Origin of the sequence: Auraticoccus cholistanensis (assembly GCF_009742705.1) — a bacterium.
GTDB lineage: Bacteria > Actinomycetota > Actinomycetes > Propionibacteriales > Propionibacteriaceae > Auraticoccus > Auraticoccus cholistanensis.
The window spans coordinates 26,384-44,964 of sequence record NZ_WPCU01000001.1; the positions used below are offsets into that span (position 1 = coordinate 26,384).

Sequence of the window (18,581 nt, forward strand, 5' to 3'; positions counted from 1 at the left end):
GCCCAGGGTCGGACCGGGAGGTCCTGGTTGGGCCGCCGCGACGCTCCGAGACTGGCAGCACCGCCGGCGGCCACCGCCGCCCCACACCACCAGGAGCCCGTCATGCCCCGTCCTGCCCACCTCGCACTGCCCGACCTCACCGGTCGCCGCGCCGTCGTCACCGGAGCCAGCGACGGCATCGGCCTCGGCATCGCCTCGCGGCTCGCCGCCGCCGGAGCCGAGGTCGTCATCCCCGTCCGCAACCGGGCCAAGGGCGAGGCGGCTGTCGCCCGCATCCGCCGGGACCACCCGGGCGCGACGGTCTCGACCAGGGAGCTCGACCTGTCCTCCCTCAGCTCGGTCGCCGCGCTGGGGGAGGAGCTGCGGGCCGAGGGCCGGCCGATCCACCTGCTGGTGAACAACGCGGGGGTGATGACGCCGCCCGAGCGCCGGACCACCGCCGACGGCTTCGAGCTGCAGCTGGGCACGAACCACCTCGGCCACGCGGCGCTCGTCGCGCACCTGCTGCCGCTGCTGTCCGCGGGCCGGGCCAGGGTCACCGCGCAGGTCAGCGTGGCGGCCCGGAGCGGGCGGATGAACTGGGACGACCTCGGCTGGGAGAGGTCCTACGACGCCATGGCGGCCTACCGCCAGTCGAAGATCGCGCTCGGCCTCTTCGCCCTCGAGCTCGACCGCCGCAGCCAGGCCGGCGGCTGGGGCATCAGCAGCAACCTGTCCCACCCCGGCGTCGCCCCCACGAGCCTGCTGTCGGCCCGTCCGGAGCTGGGCCGGCCCCGGGACACCGCGGCGGTCAGGCTCATCCGTCGGCTGTCGCGGGCGGGCGTCCTGATCGGCACCGCCGACACCGCGGCGCTGCCCGCCCTCTTCGCGGCCACGTCGCCGCAGGCCCGCGGCGGACGGCTCTACGGCCCCGACGGACCGGGCCAGCTGGGAGGCCGCCCGGCCGAGCAGCGGCTGTTCCGGCCCCTGCGCGACAGCCAGCAGGCCGAGCGTGTCTGGCGGGTCTCCGAGGAGCTGGCCGGGATCTCCTTCGCCGCGTCCGCGGGCGCCTGAGCGACCGGAGGCCCGACGTCGTACGACCACGGTCCGAGGACGCGGCCGGGGCGGAACGCGTCGTCACCGGTGCCCGTTCTGACCTGCGAGACCACCCACCTGAACCGTCGAAGGGGACCGGCACCCGATGGCATCCCGCACCACGCAGGCCAGCACCGGCCGGGCCCGCCGGCCGTCCCCGGTGTCGGTCCCGTTCGCGGCGGCGGGTGTGCTGTACCTCGCCCTGGTGGCCTACCTGACCCTCGGCGCGGTGCCCTGGGCGGCGGCGACGAACGAGGCTCCGGGCGGGGTGCTGTCGCCGCGGACGTGGCTGGACCCGGGGACGTGGAGGTCGGGCGGGGCGGCCGAGTTCGTGGCCAACATCTTCCTCTTCGTGCCGATCGGCGTGCTGCTGCGGCTGGGACTCCGTCGGCTGCGGGCGGTGTCCGCCGTCCTCGTCGCGGTCCTGGTCACCGTCGCCATCGAGGTGGTGCAGATCCCGCTCGACCGGGTCTCCGACCCCCGCGACCTGGTCGCCAACACCCTGGGTGCGCTGGTCGGCACGGCGCTCACCGCCCGACGACGGGTCCGGGGACCGGGTGAGGCCGCCCGGCCCGCATCGATGAGAACGGCCGGCGGTCCGGGTCACTCTCTGTGACGGGCCCGACCACCGGGGCCGCAGGCGCCGACGCGAGGAGCACCGATGTCACGCACCAGGGTCCACAACTTCTCCATCTCGCTCGACGGGTTCGCCACCGGGGAGCCGCAGTCCCTCGAGGCACCCTTCGGCCATGCCGGGGAGCGCCTGCACGAGTGGATGTTCGCCACCCGCTTCTGGGCGGCGCAGGGGGACGGCTCGGAGGGGGTCGGGTCAGGGGAAGTCGGCTCCGTGGGGGTCGACCACGCCTTCGCGGCGCAGCACGGCCTCGGGTTCGGCGCCGAGATCATGGGGGCCAACAAGTTCGGCCCGCCGGGATGGCAGGACGACCCGGACTGGAGGGGCTGGTGGGGGCCCAACCCGCCGTTCCGCACGCCGACCTTCGTGCTCACCCACCGGCCGCGACCGCCGATGGAGATGGAGGGCGGCACCACCTTCTACTTCCTCGACGCGTCCCCCGCCGACGCGCTCGCGGCCGCCCGGGCAGCGGCCGGCGGCCAGGACGTCCGCATCGGCGGGGGCGCGGCCGTCGTGCGGGACTTCCTCGCCGCCGGGCTGGTCGACCACGCCCACCTGGTCCAGGTGCCGATCGTGCTCGGCCGCGGCTCCCGCGTCTGGGACGGCCTGGAGGGTCTCGAGGACGGCTACGCCGTCGAGGCCGTCCCGTCCCCCAGCGGCGTCGTCCACCTCACCCTCACCCGCCGGGTGCCACGCGCCTGACGCCCGGCCAGCAGGCAGCCGGCCGGTCCCGCTCGGTCCTGCTCAGCCGCGCCCGAGCACCTCCGCGACGGCGTCGGCGAACTCGCGCTCGGAGTCGTCCTGCGGGGCGTAGCCGACCACCCGGCGGGCGTTGGCGGTGCTCCAGAAGGTGCGGGCGTTGCCCGAGACGCCGTAGAAGATCTGGAACGGCACCCCGTGCTCGTCGGCCACCGACCCCGCCTCGATCGACCTCACGTACAGCTGCTGCAGGTCGCGGGGGCTGACCCAGCCGGTGAGGTCGCGGACGAAGTCCTGGGCCGGGCGGTCGACGAAGTCCTCGGCGCGGATCGGCCGCGGGGCCACGATGCGGATCTGGACGTTCTCCAGCACCGGGCCCACCTGGCCGGTGGCGTAGAGGAAGCCCATCGACTCGTAGGCCACCTTGGCCCACCCGTACCAGGTGTCGGGCCGGGGGTAGTCCTCCGGCCCGACCCGGTCGATCCGGCCCTCGCGCCAGGGCCGCTCGTACCACTTGCTGGCCTGGTTCGTGCTGGTCACGACGAGCCGGCGGACGCCGGCGGCCTGCGCCGCCTCGTAGACGCGGGCCGCCATGTCGACGTTGCGCCGCTCCGCCGCGTAGGTCGGCGTGCCCTGCGGCTTGAGGTGGCCGGCGTGCACCACCGCGTCGGCGCCCCGGCAGAGCTCGCCGAACCGGTCGCCGGGGTCGTCGAGCAGGTCCAGCACCTGCACGCCGGCGACCGGACGACCGTCGCGGTCGTGGTCGCGGACGTCGACCAGCACGAGGTCGTAGCGCTCGCGGAAGGCCGGCAGCAGCTGGCCGGCGATGTAGCCGGTGGCGCCGGTGAGCACGACGCGACGGCGGTTGGGGGGTGTGGGCTCCATGGTCGGACTCTAGGCCGCGGTGCTCCCGCAGCGGCCCCGGCCTGCAGCAGACTGGCGGCGTGGAGTTCGAGTTCTCCGAACGGGTCTTCCAGTGGCGCGGCCCGGCCCCCTACTACTACGTCGCCGTGCCCGAGGACGAGAGCGCGGTCATCCAGGACAACGCGCCGCTGCTGACCTACGGCTGGGGCGTCATCCCGGTCCGGGTCCGGATCGGCGGCACGACCTGGGAGACGTCGCTGTTCCCCAAGGACGGCCGCTACCTGGTGCCGCTGAAGGTCGTGGTCCGCCGCGCGGAGGGCATCGACGACGGCGACCTGGTGGACGTCCACCTGCGCGCCGAGCCGCGCGGCTGACCGCCGCGGCCCGGCCGTCAGCGCGCCAGCCAGCCGCCGTCCACCGCCAGCAGCGTGCCGTGCACGTAGTCCGAGGCCGACGAGGCCAGGAAGACCGCCGCCCCGGCCAGGTCCGCCGGGTCGCCCCAGCGCCCGGCGGGGATGCGGGCCAGCAGCTCCGCGCTGCGCACCGGGTCCTCGCGCAGCGCGGTGTTGTTGTCGGTGGCGATGTAGCCGGGGACGATCGCGTTGACGTTGACGCCCCGGCCGGCCCACTCGTTCGCCAGCGCCCGCGTCAGCCCGGCGATGCCGTGCTTGGCGGCGGCGTAGCCGGGCACGGTGATGCCGCCCTGGAAGCTCAGCAGCGAGGCGGTGAAGATCACCTTGCCCGACCCCCGCTCCAGCATCGGCCGGGCCAGCTGCTGGGTCAGCGCGAACTGGCTGCTGAGGTCGACCTGCAGCACCTCGTCCCAGTCGGCGAGCGGGTGCTCGGCCGCGGGCGCCCGGCGGATCGTGCCGGCGTTGTTGACCAGGATGTCCACGCCCGGCCGGCGTTCGGCCATCCGCTCGCCCAGCTCCAGCACCGCGTCGCGGTCGGTGAAGTCGACCTGGGCCACCTCGCAGCGGCGGCCGAGCGCGGTGACCCGCCGCTCCACCTCGCTGCCCGGACCGAGCGTGGCGCTGACCGCGACCACGTCGGCGCCGGCCGCCGCCAGCCCCTCGGCGACGGCCAGCCCGATGCCGCGGCTGGCCCCCGTCACCAGGGCCGTCCGGCCGGTCAGGTCGAAGGGGCTGCGCCCCACCGGCTGCCCGCTCACCGCAGCTCCGCCACGTCGACCGGGTGCATGTCGGCGTAGTCCTGGTTCTCCCCGGCCATCGCCCACACGAAGGAGTACGCGCTCGTGCCGACGCCGGTGTGCACCGACCAGCCGGGGCTGACCACCGCCTGGTCGTCGGCGACGACGAGCGAGCGGGTGGCGTCCGGCGGACCCGCCAGGTGCACCACCCGCCCGCTGGTCCCCAGCCCGGTGTAGAGGTAGACCTCGGTGCGCCGGGCGTGGGTGTGGCAGGGCATCGTGTTCCAGACGCTGCCGGGGGCCAGCGTGGTGATGCCGAGCACGAGGTTGGCCGAGGCGATGCCGTCGGCGTGCACGTAGCGCCGGATGGTGCGCACGTTGGCCTGCTCCGGCTCGCCGAGGTCGGCGGCGAAGACCTCGTCGCGGCGTCCCACCCGGGTGGGGTGGTCGGCGTGCGCGGGGGCGGAGACCAGGTAGGCCCGGCCGGTGCCGGCGACCGTGATGTCGGAGGTGCCCCGGCCGACGTACAGGACGTCCAGCTCGTCCAGCCCGTGCTCCTCGCCGTCGCAGTCGACGGTCAGCCGGCCTCCCAGGCACACCACCGCCAGCTCACGGCGCGAGCACAGCGCCTCGGCCGCCAGCAGCTCCGGCGGCGCCAGCCGGATCAGGTCGTCGGTCAGGACCAGCCCGCCGAGCAGCAGCCGGTCGTCGGCGGCGTGGGCCCAGGTGACCTGGCCGGGCACGAACAGCTCCTCGACGAGGAACCGCTCCCGCAGGGCGGTGGTGTCGAGCCGGGCGAAGTCGTCGGGGTGGGTGGCGGGCAGGGTGCGCACGCGGCAGCTCCTCGGGGTGGGGGGTGGTCAGGGCGTCGGGACGGGCAGGCCGAAGCCGGGCCGGTCGGGCACGGTGAGGTGGCCCTCGGCGAACAGGTAGGCCGAGGTGTCGACGCCGTCGGTGGTCCCGGGCACGCCCTCGACGATGTCGACGTTGCCGAGTCCGGCGGCGAGCTGGGCGGCGTACAGCGTCTTCAGCGGACGTCCCCAGGCGTGCGGGGAGGCCTTCACGCCCAGCTGCACGAGCTCCGGCATCAGCGCCCGCCAGCGGCTGAGCCCGTAGGACATGACGTCCATCAGCAGCACGTCGACGTGACCGCGGCCGGCCACGGGCAGCAGGGCGTCCACGTCGGGGGAGGTCTCGCCCTCCGCGATCCGGGTGCTGGGGCTCACCTCGTCCAGGTGGCGGCGCAGCGCGGCGAGGTCGTCGGCGTCGTCGAGGAACGGCTCCTCCACCCAGTACAGGTCCAGGTCGGCGACGGCGTCGACGTACTGGCAGAACCCGCGCAGGTCGTAGCCGTCGTTGGCGTCGACCAGGATCTTGGCGTCGGGGTAGGCCTCGCGCACCGCCCGGGTCACCTCGATGTCGCGCGGGTCGCCCTCGTGGCGGGGCATCCAGCGGTTGCCGCGGCCGATCTTCAGCTTGAACCCGCGGTAGCCCAGGGCGTGGTCGTCGAGGCAGTTCTGCAGCGTGACCGCCACCCCGCGGGGCGCGTCCTCGGGGTCGAGGTCGTCGAAGTAGATGGCGCCGTCGTAGAGCTCCACCGTCGGCTGGCCGTGGTCGCCGAGCAGGGCGTGCACCGGGACGTCCTCGACCACGCCGAGCAGGTCGTGCAGGGCGATGTCGAGCCAGCGGTGCTCCTCGGAGCGGACGCCGGTGGCCGGGTCGAGCAGCTCCGACAGCGACCGGCCGACGGCGGCGTCGACGTCCCCGCCGGCGCCCTCGACCAGCCCCCAGCCGACGGCTCCGGAGTCGGTGCGCAGCACGGCGACCTGCGACTCCCCGCCGGAGCCGTGGCTGCCCAGCCGGGCGTTGCGGCCGACGGTGCGGGGGTAGCGGGTGGGCAGGGCGTGGAGGTCGATCGAGGTGATGGTCGGGTCGGACCGGGACACAGGTGCTCCTCAGGCGTGGCGGTGGGGTCGGGCAGGGTTCGGGGGCGGGCAGGGTTCGGGGACGGGTCAGCGGGACGGGCGGGGTGGCGGGCAGCCGAGGCTGCTGGAGATGGCACGGGCGGTGGCCACGACGGCCTCGATGATCGAGGTCTCGGCGGCGAGGATGCGGTCCCTCGGGCCGGCGACGCTGATGGCGGCCACCGGACGCCGGGAGGCGTCGCGGATCGGGGCGGCCAGGCAGCGCACGCCCGGCTCCCGCTCGGAGTCGTCGATCGCGTAGCCGTGCTCGCGGGCCCGCTCGACGGCGGCCAGCACGGCGGGCACGGTGGTCAGCGTGGTGGGGGTGTAGCCGACGAGGTCCAGGCCCGCGACGATCTCCTCGGCCTCGGCGGCCGGCAGCGCCGACAGGTAGGCCTTGCCCAGACCGGAGGCGTGCAGCGGCGCCCGGCTGCCCAGCTTGGACGACACCTTGACCACCTGCGGGCCGACCTCCTGCATCACGTAGGCCATCTCGATCCCCTCGGGGACGGCGACGAAGGCCGTCTCCTCGGTGTCCTCGACCAGGGCCCGCAGGTGGTCGGGGGTGACCTTGAACAGGTCCAGCCCCTCCAGCGCCTGCAGCCCGACGCGGATGGCTACCGGCCCGAGCCGCAGGTGGTTCTCGCCGGCCTCGGCGAGGTAGCCCCGCTCGCGCAGCTGGCCGACGATGCGGTAGCCGGCGCTGCGGCTCAGCCCCAGGGCCGCGCACAGGTCGCTCATCGACCCGCGCTCCACCTCGGCCACCCACTCCAGGATGTCCAGACCACGGGCCAAGGTGCCGGCCGACGTCGTGCTCGCCTCGGTGCTCATCTCCGAATTCTCCCCCAGCGTGCGCGGGGGCCCGGTGGCAGCGGTCTCCACGCCGTCAGCCCTTCAGCCCGGACCGGGCGACACCGGCGATGACGTAGCGCTGCACGAAGGCGAACAGGATCAGCACCGGGATGCTGGCCAGCGCGGCGCCGGCCATGATCGCCGGGTAGTCGGTGGCGTAGGAGCCGCGCAGCGTGGACAGCCCCGCCGGCAGGGTGAGGTTCTCGGGGTTGAACAGCACGTACAGCGGCCAGAGGAAGTCGTTCCAGCTGCCCAGGAAGGACAGCACGCCGAGGGTGGCGAGCGGGGCCTTGGACAGCGGCAGCACCACCCGGGTGAAGATCTGGAAGCGGTTGGCGCCGTCGATCAGCGCGGCCTCCTCCAGCGCCTCGGGCAGCGAGGCGAAGAACTGCCGCAGGAAGAAGACACCGAACGCGCTGGCCGCGCCGGGCACCACCAGGGCCCAGATGCTGTCCAGCCAGTCCAGCTGGTCCACGATCAGGTAGTTCGGCATCAGGAAGACGAACCCGGGCACGAAGAGCGTGGCGATGATGAGCGCGAAGACCACGTTGCGTCCCCGGAAGTGCATCCGGGCCAGCGGGTAGGCCGCGGCGGAGGCGGTGACGAGCACCAGCACGGTGTGCAGCACCGCCACCAGCACCGAGTTGGCCAGCCACCGCAGCACCGGGGCCTGGGCGTCGGCGAACAGCGAGGTGTAGCCCTCCACCGACGGCTCCGGCGGGATCCACTGCGGGGGCATCGCGGTGGCGTCCCCGGTGGTCTTGAACGAGGTGGACAGCATCCACAGCAGCGGCGCGACGATGATCACCGACAGGATCAGCAGCGCGGCGTAGAGCAGCAGCGTGCCGGTCAGGCCGCGGGGACGTCGTCGGGTCGGGGCGGCCGGGGCGGTCTCGGGGGTGAGGGTGGGACGGTCGACGGTGAGGGTCGCCACGTCAGCGCTCCTTCTGGCGTAGGAAGACGAAGTTGAGGGCGCTGACGAGGATCAGCAGGAGCGCGAGCAGGTAGCTCATGGCTGCGCCCTTGCCCATGCGGAACTGCTCCAGGCCGACCTGGGCGATGTACATGATCGCCGTGCGGGTCTCGTTGGACGGGTTGCCGCTGGTGAGCAGGTAGGACTGCCCGAACATGTTGGCCGAGGCCAGGATCGTCATGGTGAGCACGAACAGGATCACCGGTCGCAGCTCGGGCAGGGTGACGTGCACGAACTCGCGCCATGGGCCGGCGCCGTCGACCTTGGCGGCGTCGTAGAGGTTCTCGTCGACGCCCTGCAGGCCGGCCAGGTAGACCACGGAGTTGAAGCCCATCGTCCACCAGACCGTCACCCCGACCAGGGAGACCCACACCCACGGCAGGGCGGTCAGCCAGGGGATCTTCTCGTCCAGGCCCAGCTGGGTGAGGTAGCCGTTGACCAGACCGGTGTTGGCGTTGAGCAGGTACTGCCACAGCAGCCCGATGACGCTGACGCCGAGCACGTAGGGGGCGAAGAAGACGGCGCGGAAGAAGGTCCGGCCGCGGAAGCGGCGGTTCAGCAGCAGCGCCAGGCCGAGCGGGATCACCATCAGCAGCGGCACCGACAGCACCACGAAGATGCCGGTGGCTCGCATGCTCTCCCAGAACTGCTGGGCCACCAGGGCGCCGGGGGTGAACAGCTCGACGTAGTTCTGCAGCCCGACGAAGGGCTGCTCGGGCAGGAAGAAGTCCCAGTTGTGCAGGCTCATCCAGAACCCGTAGAGGGCCGGCGCCAGCACGAACGTCACGAAGATCAGCAGGAAGGGTGCCAGGAACGCGTAGGGCGTCCAGGCGCGGGGGCGGTGCGGCGCCCGGCCCGGGTCGCCCGCCCGGACGGAGGCCACGGCGCGCACGGGCGCCGGGACCGGGGTGGTGGCGGTCATCAGCGGGCCTCTCGGTACTTGGTCAGGTTCTCCTCCAGCAGGAACGAGGCCTGCTCGGTGGCCCTGGCCAGGGCGTCAGCGGGGGCGATCTGGCCGAGCAGGGCGTCGCCGATCGCGGGGTAGAGGATGGTGGTCTGGACCTCGGCGATGCCGGGCACCAGCGGGTAGAAGCGGATGTGCTCGACCCCCTCGGCCACGTGCGACTGGGCGGTGAGCTCGGCGAACTCGGGCTGCTGCAGGATCGGCAGCCGGGCCGGCACCGGGCCGGCCTTGGCCCAGCCGATGGAGTTGGCCATGATCCAGCGCAGGAACGTGACCACGGCCGTCACCCGGTCGGGGTCGAACTCGCGCTGGCGCATCAGCACGAACTGGTGCGAGCCGGAGAAGGCGGCCCGGTGGGGGCCGATCTGCGGCAGCGGGGCGACGTCCCAGTCGAGGTCCTCGACCTTGGCCAGGTCGTTGATCAGCGCGCCCGGGCCGCCCCACAGGAAGGCGTTCTGGTCGTTCTTGAACGCGACGTTGGCGTCGGAGCCGCTGACGTCGCTGGGGCTCCAGCCGTTGGCGATGAGGGAGTGCTGCCACTCCAGGGCTCTGATGCCGGCGTCCTCGCCGAACAGCGCCCGTCCGCCCTCGGCGTCGTAGAGCTCGCCGCCCATCTGCCACAGCAGCGAGTCGAAGCCGCGGCCCACGCCCTGGGGGTCGATGGCCGGCAGCCAGTGGCCCTGGATGTCGCGGCGGCGCAGCTCCTCGAGCGCGTGCTCGTACTCGGCGCGGTTGGTGGGCGGGGCGTCGGGGTCCAGGCCCGCCTGCTCCAGCACCCGCCGGTTGTAGAAGAGGCTGTCGGGCCACATGTCCAGCGGCAGCGACCAGCGCTGGCCCTGGAAGAGGCCCGAGCCCCAGACGACCGGCAGGTAGTCCGACTCCTGCAGGCCGAGCGCGTCGACCAGCGGGTCGAGCGGCACGATGACCCGGCGGGCGGCGTTGGTGGCCACCTGGAAGTTGTGCATCAGCCCGAAGTCGGGGGCCAGTCCGCTCACCACCGCGGCCGGGAACTTCTGGTAGAAGTTCCCCCACGGGATCGCGTACATCTCGATGCGGATCGCCGGGTGCGCAGCGGTGAACTCCTGCAGCAGCGTCCGCATCACCGGCCCGTCGCCGCCGGTCAACCCGTTCCAGAACTGCAGGGTGATCGGCGGGCCGTCGTAGTCCCCGCTCACCTGGGGCAGCTCGGTGCTGTCGTCCACCGGGCGGCCGCACGCGGCCAGCCCCGCGATCCCCGCCAGCCCGAGGGCACCCGTCCCGCGCAACATCGTCCGCCGACTCAATCTCGGTGCGGCCGTCATGGGCACTCCATTGTCGTCCCGATCATCGGGACTCGTGTCCCGATGAGCAGGAAGGCTAGTGGTGCCGCTCAGCGCCGGTCAAGGGTCGACCCCGCCCTTTCGCCCGGCGCCCCGCCCGCCCCTGCCTGCGTGTATGTCGATGCGGTCATCCCCGGCGCGCCGCGGCGTGTCGGGCTGTACGGGCGTCACGGCGTACACGAATGCAGGGATGACCGCCGGCGACCCCTCTGCCTGAGCCCGGTCGACGGCTCGAGGCGCGGCCGCCGGAGCTGGAGGGTGCGCGCGCGAGGGTGCGGGGGCGACGTCCCTGAGGACGTGTACGCCGACGTAGCCGCACACTGCGACACGCCGCGACACACCGGGAGTGCCCGCATCGACATACACGTGGTCAGGGTGCGGGCGGGGAGGGGTGGGCCTGGCGGTCGGGCGGGATCTGCGCCGACCCTTTACATTGTTGTATACAACATTGTAGAACTGTCCGAGGAGGCTGACCGGCCGGCTTGGGCGGGGTGCAGCGACAGGTGCGACGACGAGGTGGACACCATGACCGACAACCGCTTTCCCGCCCGCGCGGCGGCCGTGCTCCCGACCCGACGCCAGCTGCTGGCCGGAGCCGGCGGCGTCGCCGCCGGTGCCGTGCTGGCGGCCTGCAGCACCGCGCCCTCCGGGGGTGGCGGCGGCCCCTCCGGCGGCCAGCCCGGCACGGGCGCGACCGGCGGCGGCACCACCGGCGGCACCGGTCCGCTGACCTGGTGGGACCAGTTCGCCCCCCTGCAGGACCTGCAGAAGGCGACCTTCCAGCGCTTCGCCGGCCAGGGCGGGCCCCAGGTCGAGTACACCGTCTACAACCCCAACGAGCAGGGGCAGGCGCTGCAGCTGGCCTTCTCCAGCCAGCAGCTGCCCGACGTCTTCAGCCTGGCCGGCGTGGGCGTCCCGCCGTCGGTGCTGATGAACCAGGGCTGGTTCTCCCCGCTGGCCAACGGCGAGGAGCTGCGCTCGGCCGTCCCCGAGGGCACGCTGATCGAGGGCCTGCACTCCTTCGACGACCAGCTGTACTCCTTCCCCATCTTCAGCACCCGCCAGTACGACGGCCTGCTCTGGTACAGCCGCTCGGCGGTCGAGGCGGCCGGGCTCGACCCGGACACCCCGCCGGCCTCCTGGGACGACCTGCGCGCCGCGGCCCGCGCGGTGCAGGACAGCGGTACCTCCGGTCTGCTGCTGCCGCTGCAGTTCGGCGAGCGGATGGCCACCTTCGTCCTGGAGCTCGCCCAGGCCGCCGGCTTCCCCGGCGCCACCCAGGGCGGCTCCAACGGCGTCGACCTGTCGACGGGGGAGTACGCCTACCACCACGACTCGGTGGTCTCGGCCATCGAGTTCCTGCTCTCGTTCCAGACCGACGGCCTGCTCTTCCCGGCCAGCTCCTCGCTGGACGCCCGCGCCGGACGTGCGCGCTGGGCCGCCGGCGGTGCCGCCTTCTTCCTCGACGGCCCCTACTGCCCAGGCGTGGTGGTGCGCGACTTCGCCGCCTTCGCCGACCAGCTCGCCGTGGGCGCGCTGCCCACCCCCGACGGCAGCGCCCCGGTGCTCAACCGCACGCCGGTCGGCGGCACCTTCTGGGTGTCGGGCCAGTCCGACCAGGTCGACCAGGCCGCCGAACTGCTGGCCCTGCTCGTCGGCGAGGAGTACCAGGCCGGGCTCGCCGAGGCGATGGACCAGCCCCCGTTCGACCTCGCCGCGGTGGCCGGCTCCGGCGCCCACCCCACCTACAAGCGTGCGGTCGAGATGTTCGGCGAGCAGGTCTTCGTGGCCCCCGCCCCGCAGGCCCGCCCCGGGGTCACCGACGTCGAGGCCGCGATGGGCACGGTCGAGCCCGGGCTCGGGGCCATCGTCCAGGGCGCCTTCTCCGGCCAGGTCAGCGACGTCCGCGGCGCGCTCCGCGAGCTGAGCGACAAGCTGACCGCCGCCCGCGAGAAGGCCGTCGCCGAGGTCGGCGGCGACGTGTCGGTCGAGAGCTGGGCCTTCCCCGAGTGGCAGCCCGGCACCGACTTCGACGTCAGCGGCTACGCCCGGTGAGCACCACGACGGCGCCGCTGCCCACCGCGGCCGCCGGCCCCACCCCGGGAGCGGACCCGGCGAGCCGGCACCGGGCGAGGCAGCACGCCGCCCGCTGGTGGATCTACCTGTTCCTGCTGCCCACGGCCGTCCTCTACGGCGCCTACACGCTGTGGCCGGTGCTGGCCAGCTGGTGGTACTCGCTGCTGTCGTGGAGCGGCTTCGAGAGCGAGAAGACCTTCGTCGGGCTGCAGAACTACGCCGACGTCCTGGCCGACCCGCTCTTCCTCAACTCCTTCAAGCTCACCCTGCTGTTCATGGTGGTGACGGTCCCGCTGCGGGTCTTCGCCGCGCTGGCGCTGGCCGTCCTGCTGAACCACCCGCGGCTGCCGCTGCAGCGGCTGTTCCGCACCGCCTTCTTCCTGCCGGTGGTGACCACCACGGCCATCGTCGGCGTCGTGATGCAGTTCATCTTCGACCCCGCCAGCGGCCCGGTGAACCTGGCCCTGGGCGGTCTGGGGATCCCGCCGGTGGACTGGCTGGGCTCGCCGGAGACGGCGCTGTGGACGGTCATGGTCGTCCACACCTGGAAGTGGCTGGGCGTCACGATGATCTACTGGCTCGCCGCGCTGCAGACCATCCCGCGGGAGCTGGTCGAGGCCGCCCAGGTGGACGGTGCCGACGCGCGCCGCACCTTCACCTCCATCACGCTGCCGCTGATGGTGCCCTTCCTCGTCATCATCACGCTGCTGACGGTGGAGCAGAACCTGCAGGTGTTCGACCTCATGCTGACCATGACCGGCGGCGGGCCCTTCTTCGCCACCGAGGTCATCGAGCTCTACATCTACCGCTGGGCCTTCGCCAGCTCGGTGCCGCAGCTCGGCTTCGCCTCCGCCGCCGCCGTGGTGCTGGGACTCGTGCTGCTGGTGATCGGCGTCGGGCAGCTGCTCGGCATCCGGGCCGCCCGCCGGCTGGCCGGGGGCGGGCGGTGAGCGCCGCCGCGGCACCGGACGTCCCGGTGCGCCCGCCCCGCCGACGCTCCCCGCGACGGCTGCGGCTGTGGCTGGCGACCGTGCTGCTGCTGGCGGTGGCGGCGGTGTGGGTCTACCCGTTCGCGTGGGTGGTCTCGGCCTCGCTCAAGGACCAGCTCGAGGTCTTCACCGCCGGGCTCGACCTGGTGCCGGAGTCGCCGCAGTGGGGCAACTACGCCCGCGCCTGGGTGGACGCCGACTTCGCCGGGTACATGCTCAACACCGTGCTGGTCACCGTCGGCACGGTGGCGGTGGTGGTGATCCGCTGCGCCATGGCGGGCTACGTGCTGGCCCGCTACGACTTCCTCGGCCGCAAGGCGGTGCTGCTGGTGCTGGTGGTGACGCTGTTCGTGCCGGCCGGCTACACCATCATCCCGGTGGTGGAGCTGACCCAGCAGCTGGGCCTGCTCAACTCGCTGACCGGCATGGTGGTCGCCCTCTCCGGCGGCGGGCACGTGGCCGCGGTGCTGCTCTACATGGGCTACTTCCGCGGCATCCCCCGCGAGCTGGAGGAGGCGGCGGTGATCGACCGGGCCGGCTTCTTCACCATCTTCACCCGGGTGATGCTGCCGCTGGCGGGCCCGGTCACCGCGACCGTGGTGGTGCTGACCTTCCTGGCCACCTGGAACGCCTTCTTCCTGCCGCTGGTGTTCACCTTCAGCCGCCCCGAGCTGCGCACCCTCAGCGTCGGCATGCAGGCATTCGTCGGCCAGAACTCGGTCGACTGGCCGGGCATGGCCGCCGCCGGCACCATCTCGCTGCTGCCCATCGTGGCCCTCTTCCTGGTGCTGCAGCGCTACTTCTTCGACGGAATCGCAGGAGCTGTGAAGTCATGACCCAGACCCCGGACCGCGGCACGCAGCCGCCCAACATCCTGCTGATCTGCACCGACCAGCAGCGCTACGAGGCCCTCGGCGCCTACGGCAGCCCGCACGTCCAGACCCCGAACCTGGACCGGCTCGCCGGCCAGGGGGTGCTGTTCGAGAGCTGCTACGTGCAGTCCACGGTGTGCGCGCCCTCGCGGGCCACCCTGATGACCAGCCGCTACGTCTCCAACCACGGGCTGTGGGCCAACGGGGTCGACCTGCACCCGTCGACCCGGCTGTTCACCCGCGAGCTGGCCGACGCCGGCTACGACTGCGGGCTGGTCGGCAAGCTGCACCTCGGCTCCTGCTTCGCCGGCCGCTCCGAGCCGCGCGTCGACGACGGGCTGCGGGTCTTCCGCTGGGCCCACGACCCCTACCGCGGCTCCTCGGAGAACGCCTACCACCGCTGGCTGCAGGCCGCCCACCCCGACCTGTACGCCGCCGCCCTGAGCGGTGAGGGCGAGCACGACTGGGACACCATGCCCACCGAGGCCCACTACAGCCACTGGATCGCCGAGGAGACCATCGACTTCCTGCGCTCCTCCCGCCGCGACGGCCAGCCGTTCTGCTTCATCGCCAACTTCTTCGACCCCCACCACGGCTTCGGCGCGCCGAAGGAGTACCTGGACCGCTACGCCGACGTCGACCTGCCCGACCCGGTGACCGTCCCCGGCGAGCTGGAGGGCAAGCCGCCGGTCTTCACCGAGGCGTCGCGACGCTCCTACGCCGGGCACGCCAAGGGCTACCAGGAGTACAGCGAGGCCGAGCTGGCCGAGGCCCGCCGGGCCTACTACGCCATGGTCACCCTGGTCGACGACGAGGTAGGGCGGATCCTCGACGCCCTGGAGGCCGAGGGGCTGGCCGAGAACACCCTGGTGGTGTTCACCAGCGACCACGGCGAGATGCTCGGCGACCACCAGCTGATGCTCAAGGGACCGATGGTCTACGACGTCGCGGTGCGGGTGCCGCTGCTGCTGCGCTGGCCGGGCGTGCTGCCGGCCGGGGAGCGGCGCAGCGAGCTGGTGCAGTGGGTCGATCTGGCGCCGACGCTGCTGGAGGCCGCCGGGGTCGCCGCGCCGCGGGACTACCAGGGCGAGAGCCTGCTGCCGCTGGCCGCCGGGCAGCCCGACGCCTGGAGCCGGGACTGGGCGCTGTGCCAGTACCGCGACTCCGGGCACGGTTACGACCCGCCGGTGCACGTCACGATGCTGCGCTCCGGCTCCCACAAGCTGGCGGTGCACCACGGCCGGCCGACCAGCAACCGCGACGGCTCGGGCGAGCTCTACGACCTGGCCGCCGACCCCGACGAGCTGCACAACCTGTGGGACGACGAGGCCGCCGCCGCCACCCGCCACCGGCTGACCGCCCTGCTGCTGGACGTGCTGGTCGCGGTCGAGGACCGCAGCAGCCCGCGGCTCGCGCACTGGTGAGGGCGGGGAGCCGTCCGGACGCCGCCCACCCGTCGCCGGCGGCCGCCCGCCGGCAGCGGATCGGCGCATCGCCCGGTGCCGCACGGGCTAGGCTCGACCGGCACCGGGAGGACGGAGGCGGGTCGTGGCCGTGGGGCTGAAGGACGTCGCCCAGCGCGCCGGCGTGTCCATCAAGACCGTCTCCAACGTGGTCAACGGCTACCCCCACATCACGCCCGCGACCCGGGCCAAGGTCACCGCCGCCATCGAGGAGCTGGGCTACCGGCCCAACCTGTTCGGCCGCAGCCTGCGCACCGGCCGCACCGGGGTGATCGCGCTGGCGGTCCCGGCCATCGACAACCCCTACTACGCGGCCCTGGCCCGCGCGGTGATCAAGGCGGCCGAGGAGCTGCGCTGGACGGTGCTGGTCGACCAGACCGACGGCTCGCCCGAGCGAGAGCGGCTGGTGTTGGACGGCATCCGCGACCGGATGATCGACGGGCTGCTCTTCGCCCCCCGCAGCGTCTCGGCCCGCGTGCTGGCCGACAGGCCGGCGGAGGTGCCGCTGGTGCTGCTGGGCGACCGGGTCTCCGACCCCGGGCTGGACCGGGTCACCGTGGACAGCGTCGCGGTGGGGGAGGCGGCCACCCGGCACCTGCTCGAGCTGGAACGCACCCGGGTCGCCGCGCTGGGCACCAGCACCGAGGACACCATGGCGGCGGCGCGGCTGCAGGGGGTGCGGCAGGCCCTGCAGGCCGCCGGGCTCCGTCCGCAGCCGGAGCTGGAGCTGGTGGTCGAGCACTGGGACCACGCCAGCGGTCAGCAGGCCACCGACCGGCTGCTCGCCTCGGGGGCGCCCTTCGACGCCCTCGTCTGCTTCAACGACGCCCTCGCGCTCGGTGCCGTGCACGCCCTGCAGCAGGCCGGCCGGACCATCCCCGCCGACGTCGCGGTGATCGGCGTCGACGACGTGCCGGCCTCCCGTTTCCTGTGGCCGCCGCTGTCCTCGGTGCGGCTCGACATCGCCGCCATCGCGGACCACGCGGTCACCCTGCTGGCCGAGCGCATCGCCGACCGGCAGCGGGAGGTGCGCCACGTCACGGCCGGTTTCGAGGTCGTCCCGCGCGCCAGCACGGTCGGCTGAGCGGCCGTCTTCCGTTTCGGCCCCGCGCATGTCACACTTTTCGTGCCACGTGGCAACCAGCGGATCTCGGGGGGTGGCTGGCTCGCCACGAGGACACAGGGCCTAGGCGGCCTGCGAGGGGCTGCCTAGGCCCGACACCCCCACCCGACGTCAGCCGCTCCCGGTGTCCGGGTGAGCCACCTCAGGGCAGCGCCGCCGGCAGCAGAGCACGGGTCAGAGCGGCCTGCAGGTCCCGTTCCACCGCCGCCAGAGCCGGGTCTCCGGAGCGGTTGCGGACCTCGTGCGGGTCCTGCTCGAGGTCGAAGAGCTCGACGAAGTCCCGCCCGTGGGCCTGCGCGTCCACCAGCTTGTACCGGCCGTCGGTGACCACCGCGAACCCCTCGCCCTCGCTGTGCACCAGCCGGTGCCCGGCGTCGGGGCCGAGCAGGTCGCGACCGTCGAGCGGCTGGTCCTCCGCGACGGTGCCGCCAGCCCGCGCCAGCAGCGTCGGGTAGAGGTCCACCAGCGAGACCAGCCGGTCGGTCCGTCCTGGCGCCACACCCGGAGCCCGCAGCAGCAGCGGCACCTCCAGCACGTCGGACCAGTAGCAGTGCCCCTTCCCCCAGATGCCGTGGTTGCCCAGCATCTCGCCGTGGTCGGGGGTGAAGGCCACCACCAGGTCGTCGCCGAACCGCTGCTCGGCGGCGTCCAGGACGTCGCCGACCACGTCGTCGATCAGCGCCACGTTGGCGTGGTAGTGGAGCCGCAGCCGGTGCCAGTAGTCGGCGTCGAACCGGTCGTTGCGCCCGCTCTCGATCCACCGCCCGGGTGCCCCGTGCAGGCTCCACCAGTGCATCCGGGTCTCGTCGAGCTCGGTCTCGTCGACGAACGGCGTCCCCATCGCCTCCACGTCGACCCGGTCGAGGTACTCCGCGGGTGGGTCGAAGGGGAAGTGCGGGCCGCTGATCGACACCCAGAAGAACTGCGGCCCCTCGCCGGCGGCCTGGATCCGCTCGACGGCGCGGCGGCCCACCCAGGCGTCGGGGTGCCACTCGGCCGGGCCGGGGAAGGTGAACACCTTCGCCGCCTCCCGGTCCCACACCGAGGCCCGGTACGCCGCCAGGTGACCGGCGGCGTCCAGCTCGGCGGCGTAGTCGTCGCGGAACCACACCGACACCTGCTTGTCGTCCTGCAGGTCCAGCTGGTCGATGCCCAGCGAGCGGTAGTAGCGGTGGAACTCCTCGTAGGGCAGCGTCGCGTCGGGGGAGGTGGCGCCGTAGGGGACCGGTGCGTAGTGGCACTTGCCGACGTGGGTGGTGCGGTAGCCGAGCTGCTGCAGCGAGCTGTACAGGTTCGGCCGCTCCGGGGAGAGCCGCCGGTCGCGGAAGTTGCTGTGCGCCCCGTGGGTGCGGGGGTAGCAGCCGGTGATGAGCGACGAGCGGCTGGGCAGGCACCAGGGGCTGGCGGTGTGCGCCCGGTCGTGCACCAGCGCGGTCGCGGCCAGCCGGTCCAGGTTCGGGGTGGCCACCGCCCGGCCGCCGTAGCAGCCGAGGGTGTCGCGGCGCAGCTGGTCGGTGGTGATCAGCAGGACCGCGGGACGGTCCGCGCTCACGAGGCGTAGCCGC

18 protein-coding genes are annotated in these 18,581 nt (G+C 73.3%); 9 read left to right on the forward strand and 9 right to left on the reverse strand.

All coding sequences use genetic code 11. The features are described from left to right. Positions 1–102: 102 nt before the first annotated feature. The 3 genes from GC722_RS00115 to GC722_RS00125 all read left to right on the forward strand — a co-directional run bounded on the left by GC722_RS00115 (position 103) and on the right by GC722_RS00125 (position 2,410). Positions 103–1,053, forward strand: a complete 951-nt coding sequence (locus GC722_RS00115; RefSeq protein ID WP_156606940.1) for an SDR family oxidoreductase — start codon at positions 103–105, stop codon at positions 1,051–1,053. Positions 1,054–1,180: 127 nt separating this feature from the next. Continuing rightward, positions 1,181–1,690, forward strand: coding sequence for a VanZ family protein (locus GC722_RS00120; RefSeq protein ID WP_156606941.1), 510 nt, complete (start codon positions 1,181–1,183; stop codon positions 1,688–1,690). 45 nt (positions 1,691–1,735) lie between these two features. Beyond that, complete coding sequence (locus tag GC722_RS00125; RefSeq protein WP_156606942.1) at positions 1,736–2,410, forward strand: dihydrofolate reductase family protein; 675 nt, start codon at positions 1,736–1,738, stop codon at positions 2,408–2,410. A gap of 42 nt (positions 2,411–2,452) precedes the next feature. On the opposite strand, the gene GC722_RS00130 is transcribed toward GC722_RS00125, so the two are convergent. Further along, positions 2,453–3,292 (reverse strand): NAD-dependent epimerase/dehydratase family protein, encoded by an 840-nt coding sequence (locus GC722_RS00130; protein ID WP_156606943.1) that lies wholly within the window; start codon positions 3,290–3,292, stop codon positions 2,453–2,455. 59 nt (positions 3,293–3,351) lie between these two features. Between GC722_RS00130 and GC722_RS00135 the strand changes: the two genes are divergently transcribed. Then, positions 3,352–3,645 (forward strand): DUF1905 domain-containing protein, encoded by a 294-nt coding sequence (locus GC722_RS00135; RefSeq protein ID WP_331714221.1) that lies wholly within the window; start codon positions 3,352–3,354, stop codon positions 3,643–3,645. A 17-nt stretch (positions 3,646–3,662) separates the two neighbouring features. On the opposite strand, the gene GC722_RS00140 is transcribed toward GC722_RS00135, so the two are convergent. From GC722_RS00140 to GC722_RS00170, 7 genes are all read right to left on the reverse strand, one after another. Further along, positions 3,663–4,442 (reverse strand): SDR family oxidoreductase, encoded by a 780-nt coding sequence (locus GC722_RS00140; protein WP_331714222.1) that lies wholly within the window; start codon positions 4,440–4,442, stop codon positions 3,663–3,665. Further along, positions 4,439–5,254 (reverse strand): 5-dehydro-4-deoxy-D-glucuronate isomerase, encoded by an 816-nt coding sequence (gene kduI, locus GC722_RS00145; protein WP_331714223.1) that lies wholly within the window; start codon positions 5,252–5,254, stop codon positions 4,439–4,441. The genes GC722_RS00140 and kduI overlap by 4 nt, the downstream gene beginning before the upstream one ends. 27 nt (positions 5,255–5,281) lie before the next feature. Next, positions 5,282–6,367 (reverse strand): mandelate racemase/muconate lactonizing enzyme family protein, encoded by a 1,086-nt coding sequence (locus tag GC722_RS00150; protein ID WP_331714224.1) that lies wholly within the window; start codon positions 6,365–6,367, stop codon positions 5,282–5,284. A gap of 66 nt (positions 6,368–6,433) precedes the next feature. Then, on the reverse strand, positions 6,434–7,216 hold the full coding sequence (locus GC722_RS00155; RefSeq protein WP_156606944.1) for an IclR family transcriptional regulator: 783 nt from the start codon (positions 7,214–7,216) through the stop codon (positions 6,434–6,436). Between the two features lie 55 nt (positions 7,217–7,271). Next, complete coding sequence (locus tag GC722_RS00160; protein ID WP_331714225.1) at positions 7,272–8,171, reverse strand: carbohydrate ABC transporter permease; 900 nt, start codon at positions 8,169–8,171, stop codon at positions 7,272–7,274. A 1-nt stretch (position 8,172) separates the two neighbouring features. Then, positions 8,173–9,132: a carbohydrate ABC transporter permease gene (locus tag GC722_RS00165; protein ID WP_156606945.1), complete on the reverse strand. Its 960-nt coding sequence runs from the start codon at positions 9,130–9,132 to the stop codon at positions 8,173–8,175. After that, entirely contained in the window at positions 9,132–10,442 is a 1,311-nt protein-coding gene (locus tag GC722_RS00170) for an ABC transporter substrate-binding protein (RefSeq protein ID WP_231747257.1), read from the reverse strand. The genes GC722_RS00165 and GC722_RS00170 overlap by 1 nt, the downstream gene beginning before the upstream one ends. 576 nt (positions 10,443–11,018) lie before the next feature. Here GC722_RS00170 and GC722_RS00175 point away from each other — a divergent pair. The 5 genes from GC722_RS00175 (at position 11,019) to GC722_RS00195 (ending at position 16,977) form a co-directional block, all read left to right on the forward strand. After that, on the forward strand, positions 11,019–12,548 hold the full coding sequence (locus GC722_RS00175) for an ABC transporter substrate-binding protein (RefSeq protein WP_156606947.1): 1,530 nt from the start codon (positions 11,019–11,021) through the stop codon (positions 12,546–12,548). Beyond that, the gene (locus tag GC722_RS00180; RefSeq protein WP_197429625.1) at positions 12,545–13,519 is read left to right on the forward strand and encodes a carbohydrate ABC transporter permease; all 975 of its coding nucleotides are present in this window, start codon (positions 12,545–12,547) and stop codon (positions 13,517–13,519) included. Before GC722_RS00175 ends, GC722_RS00180 begins: the two co-directional genes overlap by 4 nt. Continuing rightward, entirely contained in the window at positions 13,516–14,394 is an 879-nt protein-coding gene (locus tag GC722_RS00185) for a carbohydrate ABC transporter permease (RefSeq protein ID WP_331714226.1), read from the forward strand. Before GC722_RS00180 ends, GC722_RS00185 begins: the two co-directional genes overlap by 4 nt. Next, positions 14,391–15,854 (forward strand): sulfatase-like hydrolase/transferase, encoded by a 1,464-nt coding sequence (locus GC722_RS00190; protein WP_156606948.1) that lies wholly within the window; start codon positions 14,391–14,393, stop codon positions 15,852–15,854. Before GC722_RS00185 ends, GC722_RS00190 begins: the two co-directional genes overlap by 4 nt. Positions 15,855–15,978: 124 nt before the next feature. Next, positions 15,979–16,977 (forward strand): LacI family DNA-binding transcriptional regulator, encoded by a 999-nt coding sequence (locus tag GC722_RS00195; RefSeq protein WP_197429626.1) that lies wholly within the window; start codon positions 15,979–15,981, stop codon positions 16,975–16,977. Between the two features lie 181 nt (positions 16,978–17,158). Here GC722_RS00195 and GC722_RS00200 read toward each other — a convergent pair whose 3' ends face one another. Continuing rightward, positions 17,159–18,568, reverse strand: a complete 1,410-nt coding sequence (locus tag GC722_RS00200) for a sulfatase family protein (protein WP_156606949.1) — start codon at positions 18,566–18,568, stop codon at positions 17,159–17,161. Positions 18,569–18,581: the final 13 nt, after the last annotated feature.